This window comes from Modicisalibacter sp. MOD 31.J (assembly GCF_020147985.1).
GTDB classification, from domain to species: domain Bacteria; phylum Pseudomonadota; class Gammaproteobacteria; order Pseudomonadales; family Halomonadaceae; genus Modicisalibacter; species Modicisalibacter coralii.
The window spans coordinates 44,448-64,792 of sequence record NZ_JAGXFF010000006.1 but is presented as its reverse complement, the minus strand read 5'-3'; the positions used below and the strand labels follow the sequence as shown (position 1 = coordinate 64,792).

The 20,345-nt window shown below is 65.6% G+C and carries 17 protein-coding genes; 7 read left to right on the top strand and 10 right to left on the bottom strand.

Features of this window, described 5'->3' with window-relative positions; translation table 11 throughout:
• Window position 1: 1 nt before the first annotated feature.
• Window positions 2–1,093 carry a 5-(carboxyamino)imidazole ribonucleotide synthase gene (locus tag KGR00_RS20055; protein ID WP_224419054.1) on the top strand — a complete coding sequence of 364 codons (1,092 nt, stop codon included), beginning with the start codon at window positions 2–4 and terminating at the stop codon, window positions 1,091–1,093.
• A gap of 86 nt (window positions 1,094–1,179) precedes the next feature.
• Here KGR00_RS20055 and bfr read toward each other — a convergent pair whose 3' ends face one another.
• The 5 genes from bfr to lptF all read right to left on the bottom strand — a co-directional run bounded on the left by bfr (window position 1,180) and on the right by lptF (window position 4,806).
• On the bottom strand, window positions 1,180–1,662 hold the full coding sequence (bfr, locus tag KGR00_RS20050) for a bacterioferritin (RefSeq protein ID WP_224419053.1): 483 nt from the start codon (window positions 1,660–1,662) through the stop codon (window positions 1,180–1,182).
• A 185-nt stretch (window positions 1,663–1,847) separates the two neighbouring features.
• On the bottom strand, window positions 1,848–2,051 hold the full coding sequence (locus KGR00_RS20045) for a bacterioferritin-associated ferredoxin (RefSeq protein WP_129139226.1): 204 nt from the start codon (window positions 2,049–2,051) through the stop codon (window positions 1,848–1,850).
• A 150-nt stretch (window positions 2,052–2,201) separates the two neighbouring features.
• Window positions 2,202–2,651 (bottom strand): RDD family protein, encoded by a 450-nt coding sequence (locus tag KGR00_RS20040; protein ID WP_224419052.1) that lies wholly within the window; start codon window positions 2,649–2,651, stop codon window positions 2,202–2,204.
• An 11-nt stretch (window positions 2,652–2,662) separates the two neighbouring features.
• A complete protein-coding gene (gene lptG, locus KGR00_RS20035; protein WP_129139224.1) occupies window positions 2,663–3,727 on the bottom strand; it encodes an LPS export ABC transporter permease LptG in 1,065 nt (354 codons plus the stop codon).
• Window positions 3,727–4,806 carry an LPS export ABC transporter permease LptF gene (gene lptF / locus KGR00_RS20030; protein ID WP_224419051.1) on the bottom strand — a complete coding sequence of 360 codons (1,080 nt, stop codon included), beginning with the start codon at window positions 4,804–4,806 and terminating at the stop codon, window positions 3,727–3,729. The genes lptG and lptF overlap by 1 nt, the downstream gene beginning before the upstream one ends.
• Before the next feature lie 266 nt (window positions 4,807–5,072).
• On the opposite strand from lptF, the gene KGR00_RS20025 reads away from it, so the two are divergent.
• Both KGR00_RS20025 and KGR00_RS20020 read left to right on the top strand, forming a co-directional pair.
• Window positions 5,073–6,590 carry a leucyl aminopeptidase gene (locus KGR00_RS20025; RefSeq protein ID WP_224419050.1) on the top strand — a complete coding sequence of 506 codons (1,518 nt, stop codon included), beginning with the start codon at window positions 5,073–5,075 and terminating at the stop codon, window positions 6,588–6,590.
• 236 nt (window positions 6,591–6,826) lie between these two features.
• Window positions 6,827–7,924: a branched-chain amino acid aminotransferase gene (locus KGR00_RS20020; protein ID WP_224419049.1), complete on the top strand. Its 1,098-nt coding sequence runs from the start codon at window positions 6,827–6,829 to the stop codon at window positions 7,922–7,924.
• Between the two features lie 362 nt (window positions 7,925–8,286).
• Here the strand turns inward: KGR00_RS20020 and KGR00_RS20015 are convergent, their stop codons facing one another.
• On the bottom strand, window positions 8,287–9,324 hold the full coding sequence (locus KGR00_RS20015) for an IS110 family transposase (protein WP_224417614.1): 1,038 nt from the start codon (window positions 9,322–9,324) through the stop codon (window positions 8,287–8,289).
• A 187-nt stretch (window positions 9,325–9,511) separates the two neighbouring features.
• Here KGR00_RS20015 and KGR00_RS20010 point away from each other — a divergent pair, with 187 nt between their 5' ends.
• From KGR00_RS20010 to KGR00_RS19995, 4 genes are all read left to right on the top strand, one after another.
• On the top strand, window positions 9,512–9,952 hold the full coding sequence (locus KGR00_RS20010; protein WP_224419048.1) for a DNA polymerase III subunit chi: 441 nt from the start codon (window positions 9,512–9,514) through the stop codon (window positions 9,950–9,952).
• A gap of 221 nt (window positions 9,953–10,173) precedes the next feature.
• On the top strand, window positions 10,174–13,014 hold the full coding sequence (locus KGR00_RS20005) for a valine--tRNA ligase (protein ID WP_224419047.1): 2,841 nt from the start codon (window positions 10,174–10,176) through the stop codon (window positions 13,012–13,014).
• Between the two features lie 180 nt (window positions 13,015–13,194).
• On the top strand, window positions 13,195–15,078 hold the full coding sequence (locus tag KGR00_RS20000) for a type IV secretory system conjugative DNA transfer family protein (RefSeq protein WP_224419046.1): 1,884 nt from the start codon (window positions 13,195–13,197) through the stop codon (window positions 15,076–15,078).
• 56 nt (window positions 15,079–15,134) lie between these two features.
• Window positions 15,135–15,329, top strand: coding sequence for an antitoxin (locus KGR00_RS19995; RefSeq protein ID WP_129139217.1), 195 nt, complete (start codon window positions 15,135–15,137; stop codon window positions 15,327–15,329).
• Window positions 15,330–16,071: 742 nt separating this feature from the next.
• Here KGR00_RS19995 and KGR00_RS19990 read toward each other — a convergent pair.
• From KGR00_RS19990 to KGR00_RS19975, 4 genes are all read right to left on the bottom strand, one after another.
• The gene (locus KGR00_RS19990; protein WP_224419045.1) at window positions 16,072–16,404 is read right to left on the bottom strand and encodes a type II toxin-antitoxin system PemK/MazF family toxin; all 333 of its coding nucleotides are present in this window, start codon (window positions 16,402–16,404) and stop codon (window positions 16,072–16,074) included.
• Window positions 16,404–16,658 (bottom strand): AbrB/MazE/SpoVT family DNA-binding domain-containing protein, encoded by a 255-nt coding sequence (locus tag KGR00_RS19985; protein WP_129139215.1) that lies wholly within the window; start codon window positions 16,656–16,658, stop codon window positions 16,404–16,406. Before KGR00_RS19985 ends, KGR00_RS19990 begins: the two co-directional genes overlap by 1 nt.
• 376 nt (window positions 16,659–17,034) lie before the next feature.
• Complete coding sequence (locus KGR00_RS19980; RefSeq protein ID WP_224419044.1) at window positions 17,035–18,219, bottom strand: GGDEF domain-containing protein; 1,185 nt, start codon at window positions 18,217–18,219, stop codon at window positions 17,035–17,037.
• A gap of 318 nt (window positions 18,220–18,537) precedes the next feature.
• Complete coding sequence (locus KGR00_RS19975; RefSeq protein ID WP_224419043.1) at window positions 18,538–20,232, bottom strand: mechanosensitive ion channel domain-containing protein; 1,695 nt, start codon at window positions 20,230–20,232, stop codon at window positions 18,538–18,540.
• Between the last annotated feature and the right edge of the window lie 113 nt (window positions 20,233–20,345).

Genomic DNA, 20,345 nt, shown 5'->3' with positions numbered 1-20,345 from the left:
CATGCGTATCGGTATCGTCGGAGGCGGCCAGCTCGGTCGCATGCTCGCCGAGGCCGGCGCCGGCTTCGACGCCCGCTTCACCTTCCTCGACCCGGGCGAGGCGCCCTGCGCCGCGCTGCACGGCGCGCACATCCGCGCCGCCTGGGACGACCCCGCGGCCCGCGAGCGGCTGATCGCCGAAAGCGACGTGGTGACCTTCGAGTTCGAGAACATCGACGCCGACGTGGTCGCCCGTCTCGCCGACCAGCGCCCGGCCTTCCCCCCCGCCCGGGCGCTGGCCACGGCCCGCGACCGCTGGGCCGAGAAGACCCTGTTCCGCGATCTCGACATTCCGCTGCCGCCGGTGGCGGCGATCGACGGCCAGGCCGACCTCGACGCCGCGGTCGCCGAGATCGGCCTGCCCGCGGTGCTCAAGACCCGCACCCTGGGCTACGACGGCAAGGGCCAGAAGGTACTCCGCGAGGCCGGCGACGTCGCGGGTGCCTTCGCCGAGCTGGGCGAGGTACCGATGGTGCTGGAAGGCTTCGTCGACTTCGATCACGAGGTCTCGGTGATCGCGGTGCGCGATCGGGTCGGCGAGACCCGCGTCTGGCCACTGGTGCAGAACGAACACCGCCAGGGCATGCTGCACTGCTCGGTGCCACTGGCCGATCACCCGTTGCAGGCGCTCGCCGGCGACTACGCCCGCCGGGTTCTCGACCGGCTCGACTACGTCGGCGTGATGGCCTTCGAGTTCTTCGTCGCCGACGACGCCCTGCTGGCCAACGAGATCGCGCCCCGGGTCCACAACTCCGGCCACTGGAGCATCGAGGGCGCGGTGACCAGCCAGTTCGAGAACCACCTGCGGGCGATCGCCGGTCTGCCGCTGGGCGACACCGAGCGCCTGGTTCCCTGTGCGATGCTCAACGTGATCGGCGCACTGCCCGACCGCGATGCGGTACTCGCCATCCCCGGCACTCGCTGGCACGACTACGGCAAGGCCCCCCGGCCGGGCCGCAAGATCGGCCACATCACCGTGCTGGCGCCCAACGAGACCCAGCTTCGCGAGCGCATCGCCGCGGTCGAGGAACTGCTGGTCAACGACCTGGGCTGACGCCCTTCCCAGCAGGCACGCAAAACGCCGAGGGCGCCCCATGGGGCGCCCTCGGCGTCGATATGCCTCGGCAACGGGAGTCGGACTCAGTCGCCGGCTTCCGCGTGCATCTTCTTCTGCAGGTAGTTCTCGATACCCACCTTGTCGATCAGACCCAGCTCGGTCTCGATGGTATCGATGTGCTCTTCCTCGTCGTCGAGGATGCGACGGAACAGGTCACGGCTGACGTAGTCGCGAACCTGCTCACAGTAGGCGATCGCCTCGAGCAGATCCTCGCGCCCCTGGTGCTCGATCTTGAGATCGCTCTCGAGCATTTCGCGGGTATTCTCGCCGATGTGCAGCTTGCCCAGGTCCTGAAGGTTGGGCACGCCCTCGAGAAACAGGATGCGCTCGATGTAGGAATCGGCGTGACGCATCTCCTCGATCGACTCCTCGTACTCCCAGTCGGCCAGGACCTTCAAGCCCCAATCCTTGTACATCCTGGCATGCAGGAAGTACTGGTTGATCGCCACCAGCTCGTTGCCCAGCCCGCGGTTGAGGTACTCGATGACCTTCGGATCGCCTTTCATGAAAATCTCCTCGTCAGCCTTGTTCTGCGTGATTGCGCACGACGCGGCCAGACGTCGGCGCTGCCGATATCCAGAGATTATTGCTTAAGGAGTAAAAAAAGTCCAATCAGAGCAACAAGTTACAACGAAGGGATCGCATCCGCCAGCGAGTGACGGATAGCAACGAGGTGCAGCTCGGAGGCGTTTCAGACCGCGTAGGCGAGGTCGTAATCGGGGGTGGTCTGACGGGCGATGGCATCGCGGGCGATGGTCTTGCCCACGCAGGCGCACTTGCCGCACTGGGTGGCGCAGCCGGTCTGCTCGCGGACATCGCGCCAGCTACGCGCGCCCTCCTCGACGGCCCGACGGATGGCATGATCCGAAACACCCTTGCAGAGACATACGTACATTGGAGCACCTCGCTTGGTAACGCGAGTTCGAATGTAAATGATTCGCATATGTTGCCGCAACCCGATACACCAAAAACTATCGTATCAATAGTGTTACAGCCGCCCCAATGTGACAGCCTCCCTCACGACAGGTTTCCCGACACGCCGGGCTCAGTCTTGCCGGCGCCGTGGCTGCACCACCACGCGGGTGCCTGAGGCGATGTCCGCCCAGCTGCGCCGCTCGCGGTCGATGAGCACCCACCCATGGCCGAGCCCCAGAGCCAGCAGCGACACGCCGGCGACCCCCAGGCGAATCAGACACTGGCCGATGGACGGCCTGCGCCCGTCACGGGTCTCGAGCCGCAACCCCCAGGCCTGCATGCCCAGCGTCATGCCACCGCGCCGCCAGCAGACGACGAAGAACAGCAAGGTAATCAGCAGCAGTATCAGACGGAACAGCGGTCCCGTGACCGCCTCGCCACCGTTGGCGGCGACGCCGATGAACGCCACCAGCATCCACAGCGCGATCAGCACCAGGGTGTCGTAGCCCATCGCCGCCAGCCGACGCGCCAGTCCGGCCGGTTGGCGCCCATCGGACGGCACGCAGCGACGACGCGGCATGGCAGCGGTCTTCAGCCACTGCGTCGCAGCAGATACAACCCCAGCAACACGCAGGCCAGCGTGGGCACCAGCACCGCCCACACCGGCGAGAAGCCGAACAGCGTCGACGCCGGCGCCAGCAGGTCCTGGAGGTACTTGAACGACAGCCCGACGATCACCCCGTAGAACACCCGGGTGCCGGCGGCCACGGTGCGCAGCGGGCCGAACACGAAGGAGGCGGCGACCAGCACCAGCGAGGCCATGGTCAGCGGCATCAGCATCTTCTGCCAGAAGTAGAGCAGCGGCTGGGTCGCCGAGAGGCCCTGGGAGTGCAGATACCGGGCGTAGGCCCAGAGTTCGCTGGGCGCCTGACTGTCGATGTCGCGCAGCAGGCGGTTGAGCTGAGTCGGAGAGAGCTGGGTGTCCCAAGTGGCGCTGGCCCTGTGCTCGGCGTGGGTGGCCTCGTCGTCGAAGCGGGTCACGTCGACGTCCTCGAGCACCCAGTGGTCGTCCTGCCATACCGCGCGGCGGGCATGGGTGGCACTGACCAGCCGGTGGCCCTCGAAACGGTAACGCGTCACGTCGACCACGGTGTCGTCGGCGCGGATCGCGCCGAACCGGTAGTAGCTGTCGCCCTCGCGCTGCCAGCCGCCACGCTCGCTGAGCACGGCGCCGGCCCCCTCCATCTGCTCGAGCCGCCAGGCCAGGGCGAACTGCTCGGTCCGCGGGCTGACGAATTCGGCGATCAACAACACCGCAACGACCACCAGCGCGACCGGCTTGAGTACCCCCCAGATGATCCGCGTGAGCGAACGCCCCGCGGCGCGCATGACCGTCAATTCATTGCTCGAGGCCATGCTGCCCAGGCCGATCAGCGAGCCGATCAGCACCGCTACCGGAGCGTACTGATAGAAGCGCCAGGGCATGTGCAGCCCCTGGTAGAGCAGCACGTCGAAGGCCGTGTAGCCCCCCTCGACGTCGCTCAGGTCGTTGATGAAGCTGATCACCATGTCCAGGCCCAGCAGCACCAGCTGGACCACCAGGATGGCGGCCAGCACGTTGCGGGCCAGGTAACGGTCGAAACGATCGCCGAACATCAGCGGCCCCCCACCAGTTGCGAACGTCGGGTCAGCCACAGCCCCAGCAGCAGGTAGCCGAGGTGAATCGGCCACATGCCGATCGCCGGCGCCAGGGCACCGCGACCGATGGCGTCGAGCGCGGCGAGCAGCAGGCTCAAGTAGCTGATGTGCAGGAAGATCGCCGGCAACAGCTTGGCGAAGCGCCCCTGGCGCGGGTTGACCCGCGACAGCGGAAACGCCAGCAGGGTCAGGATGGGGATCATCAGCGGCATGCTGAAGCGCCACTGCAGTTGCGCCATCGCCTCGGGGGTGTCGCGTCCGAACAGCTCGGCGGTGGGCCGGTATTCGGCATCGTCGAGCTGGGCCATGTCGGCGGCGCGCGACAGGCGCACCGCATAGGTCCCGAACACGAGCCGCTCGGCGACGTTGCGCCCCGGGTCGACGCCGTAGCGTTGCCCGTCGTTGAGTACCAGAAAGCGGCTGCCCGTCTCGGGATCGACGGTCTGGTAGCCGCCCTCGGCGCGGGTCACCACGGTCTCCGGCCCGCCGTCATCGCGCTGCTGGCGCTCGCTGATGAACACCTCCTGCATGCGCGTCTTGTCATCGTTGAGCGATTCGGTGTAGGCGGTGCGCCCGTCGCCGAAATCCTGAAAGCGCCCGGGCTGCAGGGCCGAGAAATCCAGCCGGCTCTCCTGCTCGGCGATCAGGGTGTCGTTCTGACGCTTGCCGGACGGGGTCAGCCACAGGCTGCAAGTCGCGACCAGCACGGTGACCACCAGCGCCGGCAGCATGGTCACCTTGAGCAGCCGATTGGGGCCGACCCCGCAGGCAACGAGCACGGTGATCTCGCTGTTGAGATAGAGCTGGCCGTAGGCGAGCAGAATGCCCAGGAAGAACGCCAGCGGCAGGATCAGTTCGAGAAAGCCCGGCATGTGCAGCAGCATCAGGGTACCCAGCATGCTGACCGGGATCTCGCCGGCGGCGGCGTCCGAGAAATAGCGGATGAAGCGACTGCCCATGATCACCAGCAGCAGTACGCCGGCGACGGCGGCCATGGTGATCAGGATCTCGCGGGTCAGGTAACGAAAGATAATCAAAAGCGGTCTCCCTGGGGCCGGTCGGCGCCCCACTTCCGTGGCGCAGCGGGCGGGCCTGGCGCGTTCACGATAGCACGCCGCGTCGGAGTGGCCGCAGCCCGGGGCCGTCGACGACGCCTGCGTGCCATGCAATGCCGCCATGCTTTGCGTACACTGGAAAGCCAGCCGGCCACGCTCGATGCCGGCATTATCCAGATTCCCCGGACCGCTGTCTCGCCAAGCGACGCACGGTCGCGAGGACCACTCTCATGTCCTGTGGAGACGCCATGGAATTTCCCGTTCTCACCGTCAATCCGGCCAAGGTCGAAACGGCCTGCTTCGTGATCCCGGTGTTCAAGGATGGTGACCTGCTCCCGGTGGCCGCCAAGCTCGACGATGCCAGCGAACGCCTGATCGGCCAGCTGATCGAGCGCGGCGACTTCGATGCCGGGCTCGGCAACGTGCAACTGGTCCCGTTCGCCCCGGGGCTGGCCGGCGAGCGCCTGCTGCTGGTCGGGCTGGGCGAGCGCGCCAAGTGCAACGAAGGCAATTTCCGCAAGGCCCTCGACGCCACCTTCAACGCCCTGGCCAAGCTGCCCATCGACGAGGCGGTGACCGCCTTCAACGACGTGCCGGTTCCCGACCGTGGCGCCGACTGGAAGGCCCGCATGACCGCCGAGGCGGCACTGCGTGCGGTCTATCGCTTCACCGAGTTCAAGTCCGAGCCCGCCCCGGCGCCGCGCCTGGCCAAGGTCAGCCAGCTGATCAGCGACGCCGGCGACGCCGAAGCCAGCGAGCGCGGCGCCCGCGTCGGCCGAGCGGTCGGCGATGGCGTCAACTACGCGCGCACCCTGGGCAACCTGCCGGGCAATGTCTGCACGCCCAGCTATCTGGCCGCCCAGGCCGAGGAACTCGGTCGCGATTCCGGCGGTGCGCTGAGCGTGGAGATCCTCGACGAGGAAGCGCTCGAGGCCCTGGGCGCCAACACCCTGCTCTCGGTGGGTCGCGGCAGCGCCGAGCCCTCGCGGCTGATCGTGATGCGCTATCAAGGCGCCGAGGACCCCGACGAGGCCCCGCACGTGCTGGTGGGCAAGGGCATCACCTTCGACACCGGCGGCATCTCGCTCAAGCCCGGCGCCGAGATGGACGAGATGAAGTTCGACATGTGCGGCGCCGCCAGCGTGTTCGGTACCGTCAAGTCGGTGCTCGGTCTCAAGCCCCGCATCAACATGGTGGCGATCGTCGCCAGCGCCGAGAACATGCCCGACGGCCACGCCACCAAGCCCGGCGACATCATCAAGACCCTCAAGGGGCTCACCGTCGAGATACTCAACACCGACGCCGAGGGTCGCCTGGCACTGTGCGACGCCCTGACCTACGCCGAGCGCTACCAGCCGGCCAGTGTGGTCGACATCGCCACGCTCACCGGGGCCTGCATCATCGCCCTCGGCCATCACGCCAGCGCGCTGTTCGCCAACGACGACGACCTCGCCCTCGACCTGCTCGACGCCGGCGAGACCGCCTGGGACCGAGCCTGGCACATGCCGTTGTGGGACGACTACCAGAGCCAGCTCGACTCCAACTTCGCCGATCTGGCCAACATCGGCGGCCGCCCGGCGGGGTCGATCACTGCTGCCTGCTACCTGTCGCGTTTCGCCGATACCTTCCCCTGGGCGCACCTGGACATCGCCGGTACCGCCTGGACCAGCGGCAAGGAGAAGGGGGCCAGCGGCCGTCCGGTGGGCCTGCTGACCCAGTACCTGCTGGATCGCGAGGCCGAGGTGGTGGCGACCGACGACGCCTGAGGCTTCGCAAGCAGCCATTTGCATGCTAACGTCTTAGGAGTTGTGCGAAAAGTCGACGATTCACGGGCCGGGCTTTCCCGGCCCGTGGCGTTTGTGTCATTCTCGACACAACCCCCGGCACCGCCCGTCCGGCCCTCCCCGGCCAGTCTAGAGCGGTGTCCGCGCGAAACGAACGACGTCTAACGACGAGTCGGACCCACTGTGCGCCGACCGCCTATCAGCTACGGAGACTCCCGGTGACCACTTCAGGCTTCGATGTCCGGCCGACCGCCCACCCCACGGATCCCGCCATCCGCGAACAGATTCTCGGCAACGCCGGTTTCGGCCGCCATTTCACGGATCACATGGCCCACATCCGCTGGACGCCGGATGTCGGCTGGCACGGTCGCGAAGTCCGCCCCTACGGGCCGCTGACCCTCGACCCGGCCGCCGCGGTACTGCACTACGGCCAGGAGATCTTCGAAGGCATCAAGGCCTACCGTCACGCCGACGGGTCGGTGTGGACCTTCCGCCCCGAAAAGAACGCCGCGCGCTTTCGCGCCTCGGCACGCCGTCTGGCACTGCCCGAACTCTCCGACGAGGACTTCATCGGCTCGCTGAAGGCACTGCTCACCCAGGACAGCGCCTGGGTCCCGACCCCGCGGGATGGCGAGGAGACCAGCCTCTACCTGCGCCCGTTCATGATCGCCAGCGAGACCTTCCTCGGCGTGCGCCCGTCCAAGGAGGTCGACTACTACGTGATCGCCTCCCCCGCGGCGGCCTACTTCAAGGGCGGCGTCAAGCCGGTCTCGATCTGGCTGTCGTCGAACTACAAGCGCGCCGCGCCGGGGGGCACCGGCTACGCCAAGTGCGGTGGCAACTACGCCGCCTCGCTGGCCGCCCAGAAGGAAGCCGAGGCCCACGGCTGCGACCAGGTGGCCTTCCTCGACGCGGTCGAGAACCGCTGGATCGAGGAGCTCGGCGGCATGAACCTGTTCTTCGTCTTCAAGGACGGGCGCATCGTCACCCCCGAACTGACCGGCACCATCCTCGAGGGCGTGACCCGCGATTCGATCATCGAGCTCGCCCGCGAGGAGGGCCTGACCCCGGAGGAGCGCCACATCAGCATCGACGAGTGGCGCCAAGGCGCCGCGTCCGGCGAGCTGGCCGAGGTCTTCGCCTGCGGCACCGCGGCGGTGGTCACCCCGGTCGGTGAGCTGGTCAGCGACGACGAACGCCTGCGGCTGACCGGCGACAACGGCGGCGAATACGCCAAGCGCCTGCGCACCCGGCTGCTCGACCTGCAGTACGGCCGCGCCGAGGACAAGCGTGGCTGGCTGACCCGGCTGGCCTAAGTCATCAAAATCGAAGGCTTTTGTGGGAGGGAACTCGTTCCCGATGAAATTTAGCCATTTCTGTCGCGAATGAATTCGCTTATATGGACCCGTCCCGTTGTGCAAGCCAGCAGCAACGAGACATGAGGTGAGACTGCACGCTTATATCCGGCCTCTTGTGGCGCCTGCGGCGCCGGGCCCTGATGGAATGCGCGCTCTCTGGCCTCTTATCTCCCACACGGCCTCCAACGGGCCTAGCGAATTATCAGTGTGCCAGAGAGCCGGTCTTGCCGACCATGTCATCGAGGCAACTTGCCCGCGCAACCTCGGAAAACGCTTTTCTGTATCCGCTTGCGCTTCTTGCCTTTCTTCCCGTCCGGCCCTCAGATCACCTGGCCCTGAGGCTGATAAGGCCGGCTATGAGCCAGCACGGACCAACAGATACGGGCCAGCTTGTTGGCCAGCGCCACGATCGCCTTGCGTTGGCCCACGCGTGCCGCCAGCTCACAGACCCAACGGGCCAGCCGGTCGGGAGCCGCCTGGCGCTGGAACTGGCGTAAGGCCGCCCGGGCCCCATGCACCAACTGGCGTCGCACCTCGCCGTTGCCCCGTTTGGTGATGCCCCTCAACCGCGCCTTGCCACCACTGGAGAACTGCCGCGGTACCAGACCGATCGAGGCACTGAACTGGCGGCCGTTGGGGAAACGCCGGGGATCGCCCAGATGGCTCAGCAACAGCGTGGCATTGACCGGACCGATGCCGGGCACGCTCATCAGCCGTTCGGCATCCGACGAGGCCTTGGCCAGTGCCATCAGCTGCTTGTCATAACCCTTGAGCCGCTCGTCCACGTCACGCCATTGGGCGATCAGGTCTTCCAGCAGCAGGCACAGGGCGCTACCCAGTCGCTCGCGGTGTCGCTCGATCAACTCTCGGGCGACGCCCTGGCGAAGCACCGCGTGGCCCTGGGCCACCACGAGTCCGAACTCGCCCATCAGACCGCGCAACTCATTGCCGATCGCCGTGCGCTCGCGAACCAGACGTGTGCGTACCCGATGTATGGCCTGAAGCGCCTGTTGCGCCTCGGTCTTGATGGCCACGTGGGGCGTGGCGGGACGCGCCGCCGCCTCGGCGATCCCCGCCGCATCGCGGGCGTCGTTCTTGTGGCCCTGGACGAAGGGCTTCACGGCCTGGGGCGGCAACAGGAGCGCGTCATGCCCCATCGCGCGGATCTCACGCGCCCAATAATGGGCCGAACCACAGGCTTCCATCGCGACCCGGCACGGCGGCATCTGGCTCAGTGTCAGGCGCAGTTGCTGGCGGCTCACCGACTTGCCGAAGACCTTGCGGCCGTGTGCATCGATGGCGTGCAGTTGGAAGACGTGCTTGGCGAGATCGATACCCACAATGCTAATCTTGTTCATGAATGGACCCTCCTCTCGGGATGCCGTGGGTGCCCCATGCACCGATAGATGGCGTTACAGGCTCATCTTGGCACAAGGGGGGACGGGTCCATTCCATTTCCCACGGCTCCCCGGTCTTGGGGGGCGTGGACACCGACCACGGGCTCCGCGTAGCCCGTAGCCCGTAGCCCGTTATCAGGTCCTGACCGTGACCCACGTCGATTTCTACATCCTCCCCGACACCACGCTCGAGGCGCGCCTCGACTTCGCCTGCCGGCTGGCCGAGACCATCCATCGCAAGGGCTACCGGCTGCACGTCCATACCCGCGACGAAGCCATGGCCCGCGACATGGACGAACGCCTGTGGACCTTCAAGCCCGAGAGCTACCTGCCCCACGGCCTGCTCGCCGACGGCATCTCACCCACACCGCCGGTGACCCTGGGCTGGGAAGCGCCCCCGGACCCGGGGACCGACAGTCCGCCCATCGAAGCCCTGCTCAACCTGCATGACGGCATCCCCGAGTGGTTCTCGCGCTTCGAGCGGGTCGCCGAGATCATCAACCAGCACCAGGCGGTACTCGAGGCCAAGCGCGACTGCTGGCAGACCTACAAGCAGCGCGGCTACCCGGTCAAGGCCCACAAGCTCTGAGCCAGGACTGACATCTGGCATGACAAGGGACGTCGGCAACTTTTCGCACCAACCTCCGTGGCCATGGCTCCCATCACGCCTCACGCGGCCCCGGCACCGCCCATGACGTTCGCGGCCGCGAACGCTATAATCGGGCCCATTTTTCTCACGCCTCCGATCGCCAGCGCGCCGCGACATGCGCGACGCCCGCGATCGACCCGGCACCGTCAGGCAGAGCGCTCATGGACAAGACCTACCAACCCGAACAGATCGAAACCCGCTGGTACCAGCGCTGGGAAGCCGACAATCGCTTCGCGCCCTCGGGCGAGGGTCAGCCCTACACGATCATGATTCCGCCGCCCAACGTCACCGGCAGCCTGCACATGGGCCACGCCTTCCAGGACACCATCATGGACACCCTGACCCGCTACAAGCGGATGCAGGGCCGCAACACTCTGTGGCAGGTGGGCACCGACCACGCCGGGATCGCCACCCAGATGCTGGTCGAGCGCAAGGTCGCCGCCGAGGAGGGCAAGAGCCGCCACGACCTGGGCCGCGAGGCGTTCACCGACAAGATCTGGGAATGGAAGCAGGAATCCGGCGGCCACATCACCCGCCAGTTGCGCCGCATGGGCGCCAGTGTCGACTGGTCCCGCGAGCGCTTCACCATGGACGACGGCTTCTACAAGGCGGTGCAGGAAGTCTTCGTGCGGCTGTTCGACGAGGGCCTGATCTACCGCGGCAAGCGCCTGGTCAACTGGGACCCGACCCTGCACACCGCGATCAGCGACCTGGAGGTCGAGAACAAGGAGCAACAGGGCCAGTTCTGGCACTTCCGCTATCCGCTCGCCGACGGCGTGACCACGGATGCCGGGCTCGACCACCTGGTGGTCGCCACCACCCGCCCCGAGACCCTGCTCGGCGATACCGGCGTGGCGGTCAACCCCGAGGACCCGCGCTACGCCTCGCTGATCGGCAAGTTCATCGAACTGCCGCTGGTGGGCCGGCGCATCCCCATCGTCGCCGACGCGCACGCCGACATGGACAAGGGCTCGGGCTGCGTGAAGATCACCCCGGCCCACGACTTCAACGACTACGCGGTGGGCAAGCGTCAGGGCCACGTGCTGATCAACGTCTTCACGCCGGATGCCACCATTCGCGAGCGCGCCGAGGTGTTCAACCTCGACGGCACGCCCAACGCCGACGTCGACCCCGCCCTGCCGGCGGCCTACGCCGGGCTCGACCGCTACGCGGCCCGCGAGCGGATCGTCGCCGACATGGATGCCGCCGGCCTGCTCGAGACCACCGAGACCGTCACCAATACCCTGCCCTATGGCGACCGCTCAGGCGATGTCATCGAGCCGCTGCTCACCGACCAGTGGTTCGTCGCCGTGGAAACGCTGGCCAAGCCGGCCATCGAGGCGGTCGAGAACGGCGACATCCAGTTCGTGCCCAAGAACTACGAGAACATGTACTTCGCCTGGATGCGCGACCTGCAGGACTGGTGCATCTCGCGTCAGCTATGGTGGGGCCACCGCATCCCGGCCTGGTATGACGCCGAGGGCAAGGTCTACGTCGGCCGCACCGAGGCGGAAGTGCGCGACAAGCACGGCCTCGCTGCCGACATCGCGCTCACTCAGGACGAAGACGTGCTGGACACCTGGTTCAGTGCCGGGCTGTGGACCTTCGCCACCCTGGGCTGGCCCGAGAAGACCCCGGAACTGGCGACCTTCCACCCCACCAGCGTGCTGGTCACCGGCTTCGACATCATCTTCTTCTGGGTCGCGCGGATGATCATGATGACCCTGAAGTTCACCGGCGAGGTGCCCTTCAAGCAGGTCTACGTCCATGGCCTGGTGCGCGACGCCCAGGGCCAGAAGATGTCCAAGTCCAAGGGCAACGTGCTCGACCCCATCGATCTGATCGACGGTATCGACCTCGAGACGCTGGTGGCCAAGCGCACCGGCAACATGATGCAGCCGCAGAAGGCCCGCGCCATCGAGAAGGCCACCCGGGCCGAGTTCCCCGACGGCATCGAGCCCCACGGCACCGACGCGCTGCGCTTCACCTTCCTGTCGCTGGCCACCACCGGGCGTGACGTCAAGTTCGACATGGGCCGTCTCGACGGCTTCCGCAACTTCTGCAACAAGCTGTGGAACGCCTCGCGCTACGTGCTGATGAACACCGAGGGCGAGGATTGCGGCCTCGACGGCGAGGTGACGCTGTCGCTGGCCGACCGCTGGATCGTCTCGCGGCTGCAGCATACCGAGCGCCAGGTGACCCGCGCGCTGGAGGAATATCGCTTCGACCTGGCCTCCCAGGCGCTCTACGAGTTCGTCTGGAACGAGTACTGCGACTGGTACCTGGAACTCTCCAAGCCGGTGCTGTGGGACGACGCCGCGACGCCGCAAGCCAAGCGCGGCACCCGGCGCACCCTGGTTCGCGTGCTCGAGGCGATCCTGCGCCTGGCACACCCCATGATGCCGTTCATTTCCGAGGAGATCTGGCAGCGCGTGGCGCCGCTCGCCGGCACCGCGGCCGAGGACGCCTCGATCATGAACCAGCCCTGGCCGCAGGCCGACGACACGCGCCTCGACGAGAGCGCCGAACGCGACATCGAATGGCTCAAGGGCGTGATCGTCGCGGTGCGCAACGTGCGCGCCGAGATGAACCTGGCGCCCGGCAAGCCGCTCGACGTGCTGCTCACCAAGGGCGGCGACGCCGACCGTGAGCGGCTGGCCGCCAACCGCGTGTTCCTCGCCAAGCTGGCCAAGCTGGCCAGCGTCGAATGGCTCGACGATCCTGCCCAGACGCCGCTCGCCGCCACGCAACTGGTCGGCGACATGGAAGTGCTGGTGCCCATGGCCGACCTGATCGACAAGGACGCCGAAATCGAGCGCCTGACCAAGGAGCTCGACAAGCAGGACAAGTTCATCGGCGGCATCGAGAAGAAGCTCGGCAACGAAAGCTTCGTCGCCAAGGCCCCGGCCGAGGTGGTGGAGAAGGAACGCGCCAAGCTGGCCGAGGCCCAGGCCAGTCGTCAGGTGCTCGCCGAGCAGCGCGACAAGATCGCCGCGCTCTGAGAGGGTGTTTACAAATTAGGCGAGCGAAGGCCAGACCGGGGCGCGTAGCTAAGGCAAAATCGGCCGAAAAAGCGGAGTTTACGCGCCTTTATCTTGACTGAATAATCGGCACATTGCTGAACCCTCAGCGGGGCGTGTCTGCCCTGTTCGGGGGAGGATGACGACAGGGAGAACTGCCGCATGGATGAGCGCGAGAACTCTTGGCACCAAGAAGGCCAAAAGGCCGGCGAGCACTGGCGCCGCGCCCGCAAAATCGTGGCGTCGCTATTGGCCCCGCTGAGGACGCTCGGCCGCACCTTGGTCGGAGGGGGACGGTACGTGCCGGCGCCAGGCTGGCTGCCTTCGCCTCGGAGCCAGGGGGTGCGGGGGCTGATTTACTCAGCTCAGGCGTTCGCCTTGGTGCTGGGGGTGATCCTGTTGACCGGGGGCGATGCGATGACAACGCTGGCGGCCGATCCGGGTCAAGTGCTGTGGTCGGTATTGCTGCCCGTGGCGGTGCTGCTGGGTGCTCAGACCTGGTGGCAGCGTCGCCATTCGGACTCGGACCCGCGGCGCTGGGTGCTCTTGGCTCCCGTCGCCATCGTCGCCATGTGGTGGGCGGCTATTGTCGTGCCCTGGTATGACCTGGTGCGCAGTGTTGGTGGGGGCATCATCGTGCTGGTGCAGCTGGTGATCGTCGTGGGCCTGGTAGGGGCTGGGATCGCTGCTTTCCTGCGGCTTCGGGACACGACACCTTCGGTGGAGAAGCATCGCCCGGACCTGCTGGCTGACCCCGCCATCCATCGAACAGTGCAGGGGCGCTCACAGCCGGGTGGTGTGCTCGCCGGCGAAGTGGGAGGACAGCCGCTGCATATCGGCACCCAGGACCGCGCCTGCGTCATCGGTCCGCCTGGCACCGGCAAAACGGCCTTCCTGGTCGCTCAGCTGCTGGACTGGGCCGAGTCGGGCCGCTCGTTCGTCGTCAACGACATCAAGCCCGAGATCCTCGAGATCGTCCGCGAGCGCCTGGAGGCCAAGGGCTATCGCCTGCTGGCGTTCAACCCTACGGCTCAGAGTGGAGAGGGTTACAACCCCCTCGATGACCTGGAGAGCCCCGAAGCCGTGGGCGAGCTGGCGTCGGCCCTGGTGCCGCCGGCGGATGATGCTGAACAGTCGGTGTTCATCGAGTCGGCTCGCGACCTCCTGGACGCGCTCATCTGCCACCTGCGCGACGCTGCGGGCGGGGCTTCGCTGCCGAGTCTGCGGGACTATGTTGCGCAATTCAGCGATCACCGGGAGCTGCTGCGCGAGCTGGCCGCTAGTCCGTCGCCGGACGCCCGCGACCTGGCCAACGGACTGCGCATCATGGCCAACAATGAGCGCCTGATGGGCTCGATCTTTGCGACCTTCCAGTCGAATCTCCGTTTCCTGCGCTTCCCGGCGATCCGCGAGGCCCTGGCGGCGTCGGATTTCACACTGGCCGACCTCTGCCGGGGCCGCGTGGGGCTGTTCCTGCAATTCGAGGAGTCCCAGCAGCAGACCACGGCCCGACTGTTCTCGGTGATGATGGGCCACGTCCTGCGCTATCTGATCGAGCACACCAACCGGGCGCCGGTGCTGTTGTTGCTCGATGAGATCGGCAACGTGCCCCAGGTGGCGGGGCTCGTGCAGAAGCTGAACACCATCCGGTCCCGCGAGCTGCCGACATGGTTGTATTGGCAGAGCCGGGAGCAGATGCAGCCGTATGGGACGAAAAACAACGAGGGGCCGAATATCATCATGGGGGCCTGCGACCTCCACCTGGTGTTCCGCCTCAATGACAATGGCACGGCCCAGTGGGTGAGCGACAAGATCGGCAGCGTGGACCGCTTGGTCGAAGCGGTCAGTGCCAGTGAAGACCCCGGTTTCCTCAGCTCCGAGTACACGTACACGCACAGTCATTCCCTGGAGCGTGAGCCGATCATCTGGCCCCACCAACTCCAGCAGCTCGCCCAGGGCGAGGCGGTTTGCACGTATCAAGGGCTCGCGTGGCGTGGCACCGCGACACCGTATTACCGCCGCTGGCCAGAGTTTGAGCGGCGATGACTTTAAGGGGATAAAGTCCCGATATTGGCGGATTGCCATCGAGAGGAAGCCATCGCATGAGCACCCCACTGAATCCACGCATCAGCGAGTTCGAGACGCAGGAACAGGTCGACAGCTACGATCGTTGGTTTCGCGAGCGCGTCCAGCGCAGCTTGAACGGCCCGCGGCCCAACATTCCCCATGATGAGGCAATGGCCAAACTGCGCTCTCTCCTCTTGGAGTCCAAGAAGCGCCAACATACCGCTGGTTAGGAGATACCCATCGACACTCCTGAGCAGAAGAAGATAATCCTTCACGGATGCCAGTGCGGCTAAGCATGGCCTTGCTGGGCTTGCGAGACAGCCTCTCCGATGTGTGCTTTGAGGGCGCGGGCAGCACGACCTCCACGGCGTGATTTTCGCCAGGCTCCCAAGACCAGCACTACAACGCCAGCGATTGCCGCATAGTCCCACCTGGCCATTCTCCAAGGATGAGCGAAATAGCCACTCGGCGGCAGTGTGAGATACACCACCAAGGCAGCTACAGCCAGCGCAAAAATGAGTGAAACACCGGTGATGCGTTCTAGACGAAGCCGCCTCTGCAACGTTTTCGCAGGGATAATGTCGTGCGACCGACCGGTCGAGTGATTCACGAGTGAGCATAACCAGCCACGCTCACTGCGAGGGAGGCCAGCACAAACCACGGTGACTTGCTGACCAGCACGCAGTGGCACTTTGACATCCTCGAGCTGGATGGATTGTTCACGCCCATCACCCCCGCGAATCCAGAAGTCATGGTATGTTTTTTGTCTCATCCGTACGCGGGCATTCCCCACGCCACTACGGGCTGTGACGCGGGTTTCGCTGTAGCGATCTGAATCTAGAACTTCCCCTTGAAGCTTCCAAAACTGTACCCGCTTGCCTCGGTAATTGAAGTCATCCATAACTTTTCACCAGCGCAGTTCCTAGAGTTTCCATGCTTAATAGCCTCCTAACGGAAGCAAGACAGTATGGCTCAGCTCACCAAGGTCGCCAGCTTGGCAAGCACATCATCCATGATCTCTGGCGGCACGTTCTCCACCCATCGTCCCTGACGGGCCTCGATGTCCAGGGTGCGGATCTGACTGCACAGCACGACGCCGGTAGTGGTCGTGCCCGCTTCGGCCAGCGATACCGTGAAGCCTCGGGAACGCGCGAAGTCGCCACCGTTGGTGATCGGCGCAACCAGGGGTGTGCCCATGGCGAGATTGAACGCGTCCGGTGACACGATTAGCACCGGACGCATGCCCTCCTGTTCATGGCCCCGCGTGGGGTTGTGCGAAACGAAATAGATGTCACCGCGCTGCATTACAGCAGCTCACGGCCGACGGGCTCGGCATCCAGCCACTCGCGCTCGCCAGCGGACATATCTGCCGTGGTGTCGCACTGAGCCAGCAGCTCCTCAAGGGAATACCGCGGCTTAGCCGGCTCCACGATCAGACGCCCGTGATCGACCTCGATATCAACCTGAGAGCCGGCGTGCAGGTGCAACTGATCGAGCAGTGCCCGCGGCACCGCCATCATGACAGAGCCGCCGACGCGGCGGAGATTGGTGGTACTCATATTGGCCTCCTTAACCAGCAGCGCACTAGAGCATGAGTTATACAAACATATAACTCAAGGACGCCCGCGCCGCAATCACCAGCGAGTTGTTCAGCCGTCTCTTTTTCCTTTTCTGCCCCTTTTCTCTTTAATAACTCATTGATTATAAGGTATTTTTAGAGAAAAAAGGAGGTTCTTGCGGTTTGAGAGGGAGGGATTTGCGGTACCGGGGAGAGATTTACGGTCTCAGTCCCACAGAGCCCAGTAAACTCAAGATTACGCGGGTTAAATGAGCATTTTGACCGGGCTCGCGCACGAGGCCGATTTTAACGCCGTATTGTCGAGCGCAGGCATTTTGTAAACACTCTCTGACACGACGGTTCGCGCTGGGGAGCCGTCAGGAGCGGCCCGGGCTCCCCAAGGCCATGCGCATCTCCTCGGCGGCGCGCCCCATCACGGCTCGGCTCGCCTCGGCGGCGGCACCCTCGCCGTCTTCGGCCATCTCGTCGTCGCGACCGCAGACCCGGTCGCGACCGCTCCGCTTGGCCGCGTAGAGGCGTCGGTCGGCCATCGCCACCAGGGCATCGATGTCCTGGACCTCGCCATTCACCGCCACTCCCGCGCTCAGCGTCAGGGTCAACTCCCGCTGCACATCCAGCCAATAGGGTGTCTCGCGCACGCCGGCGATCAGGCGCCTGGCGATGCCCATCGCCTCGTCATGACTCATGCCGCGCAGTACGGCGATGAACTCCTCGCCGCCATAACGCCCCAGCATGTCCTCCTCGCGCATATTGAGGCGCAGGCATTCGACCACGTGGCACAGGGCGCGATCGCCGCGCTTGTGGCCGTAACGGTCGTTGATGCGCTTGAAGTGATCGATATCCAGCATCAGCAGCGCGAATGGGGTACCGCTGGCCTGAGCCCTTTCGACCTCGGCCAGCATCGCCCGGCGATTGTAGACGCCGGTCAGGGCGTCGTGGTTGGCCTGACGGCGATAGTTGAGCTCCAGACGTTCCGTGATGCCCTCGAGCTGACGCAGGATCACTCCGAACAGCAGGCTGACCGTGGTCAGATTGGCGACCAGCAACAGGTCGGCGGCCAAGGGCGACAGCGCATTCGCGGCCGGAGCATCGCCCACCGTCATCAGTTGCCAGGCGGTCAGTGCCAGCAGGCCGGCACTGACCAGCAACTTGACCCCTTGCGACAGATCGCTGATGTAGATGATCAGCATGATCAGCGCGAAGTAGAGCTCGAAGCCCTGGCCGCTGCCGTAGACGCCGATCGCCGTGAACATGTGCGCCGTCATCATCGTCAGCAGCAGCAGCACGGCGCTGCCCATGTAACCACGCCGGTGTACCTCGCGAGCGATCAGCGTCCCCGCCAGCCCGGCCAGGGTGATGCCCAGCAGCGCTTTATCGCCCAGCAGCCAGAACATCGGCACCAGATCGAGGACATAGGTGAAGATGGCGATCAGATAAAGACGTGACAGGGTCTGAAAGTACCGCTGACGCTCGGGCGGCAGGGGGCGAGTCGGCAGACTGCGCTTGAACCACGCCGCGAACGGGTGATGACGAGCACGCATGAAAATTCCCTTTCTCCTTCCGCCGGCTTCTTGCTGGCGGTTGCTCCCGCCGTCTGGACGGCGGTCGCGTGATGATCCGGCTCTCGGTTCACGTTCACTTCCCGGGCCTCCCTGCCCTGGGACGCGCGAACGCTCATCGCCTGCTGGCGACGCGGTGACGAGTGGCGATCGTGCGATGGCTGGCCCGGCTAGCCCCGGACCCATACAGAGTCGACGGGCTATAGGGTAGTCGCTATCCCCCCTTCCTTGCTAGCGCGGTGAGGCCGTGCTGCCAGACAGCCGTCCAACGCTGTAGCGCGAGTCGCGGCATGCCGGCGGTCACGGGGTCTGGCCACCCCCGGCGTCATTGACGCGCGCCACATCCTCGTGGGTGACCACCATCACGCTGCGCGGCCACCATTCCGGGTGATGTTCGCGGATGAAGGCCATCAGGCGCTCACGGACGTTCATTTCCGCGACCCAGCCGCCGAACGGATCCGAGGTCATCAGGTAACAGACGACCGTCTGAGCCGTCTCGGTCTGCCCCGTCACGTAACAGCACAGCTTGTGATGCTCGACGATGTTGTCCTCCTCCCGGGCATATTCCAGGAACTTCTCCCGCAGGCACTGGATGTCCGCACTCAGGTGCAGCGTCAACGCCAGACTCCGATACTCCTTGGTGCTCTTCACCGACAGGTTCTCGAAGGGCTTGGAGACGAAGTACGTGACCGGCACGATCACGCGACGCTCGTTCCAGCAGCGCAGGCGGATGAAGGTATAGAAGATGCCCTCGACATAGCACCACTGGTCCTCGAACATCACCAGGTCGCCGATGCGGATCGACTTCGCCAGTGACAGCTGGAACGACGACAGGATGTTGCCCAGCACCGCCTGACCGGCGATACCCACCAGGACCGTCAGCACACTCGCCGAGGCCAGCAGCGACATGCCCAGCGTCTCGAAGAGCTGGACCTGGCTCAGCACGTAGACCGTGACCGCGGTGACCGTGACCAGGATGATCATCCGCCGCAGGGCGTAGAGCGTGGTCAGCAGCTTGCGCTGGTCGCGGGGCTTGGAGTCGTCGATCTGGCCCATCAGCCGCCGCGTCAACCGCAGCATGAGGGTGTCGACGAGGCGAATCGCGATCATCCCGGCGCCCCAGGCGAGAATGCCGATCAACAGCACCCGGAAGGAGGTGGTCGCCACCGCCGAGAACGAGACCACATAGTCGAGCAGCGTCTGGGTCACCAACGACATGACGATGAGCGCCACGGGCAGCTTGATCTGGCCGACGAAGATGCTCGGCACGCCGGCCGGCAGCCAGCGGGTCATCACGCCCACCAGCTTGTAGACCCACCATCCCACCAGGCCCACCGCCAGCAGTACCAGCGGGATGGCGATCCACTCCCAGACCTTGAGGATCCCCAGCGAGGTCTTGAACGACGGAGGGATGTACTCCTCCAGCAGGGAGGGGCCGTACGCCTCGTACAGCAACGGCAGCGACGTCAGGCTGTCCGGCGTGATCAGCCATACCGGCTGCTCGTCGCCCACCTTATAGCGCCCCAGGCGAATGTCGTAGGCTTCCCCCTTGGCGGTGAGCGAGGCCAGCTTGATGTTGCGCCGCGGCTGCCCCGCGTGGGGGCGCTTGTCCGCCGGGTGCTCGGTGGCCCCGTCCTGCCGTCCGGGCAGGCTGGAGACCTGCAGCCATTCGCCGCGCTTGAGCACCTGGGCCAGTTGCCGGGCAAGTTCCCCGCCACGCTGGCGCTGCTCCGCCGGTGCCAGGTTGGAAAGATTCAGGATATGCGCCGCCGCGTCGTATTTCTCCTGCTTGGTCAGCTCCAGAAAGCTGCGGATCGTCTCGCGGGGCGTGGTCTGCTTGACCGCTTCGGGGGCCTCGTCCAGCCCCGTGTTCAGCGAATCGACGGAGAACCAGAGCGCCGACTTGCCCTCGTCCTCCTGCGCCGCGCACAGGCTGGAAAATACCAGCGCCACTGCAGCCACCAGCCACAGCCGCCATGAACCTATCGTCTTCATGTGTCCTTACCGATTCAGGGGGTCTTCCGTGTATACCACCTATCGCCGGCGCGATCCCGGTCCGGCGAATGGCCTCGACTGCGGGCACTCCCGCCCGCAGCGCGGCCAAGTAC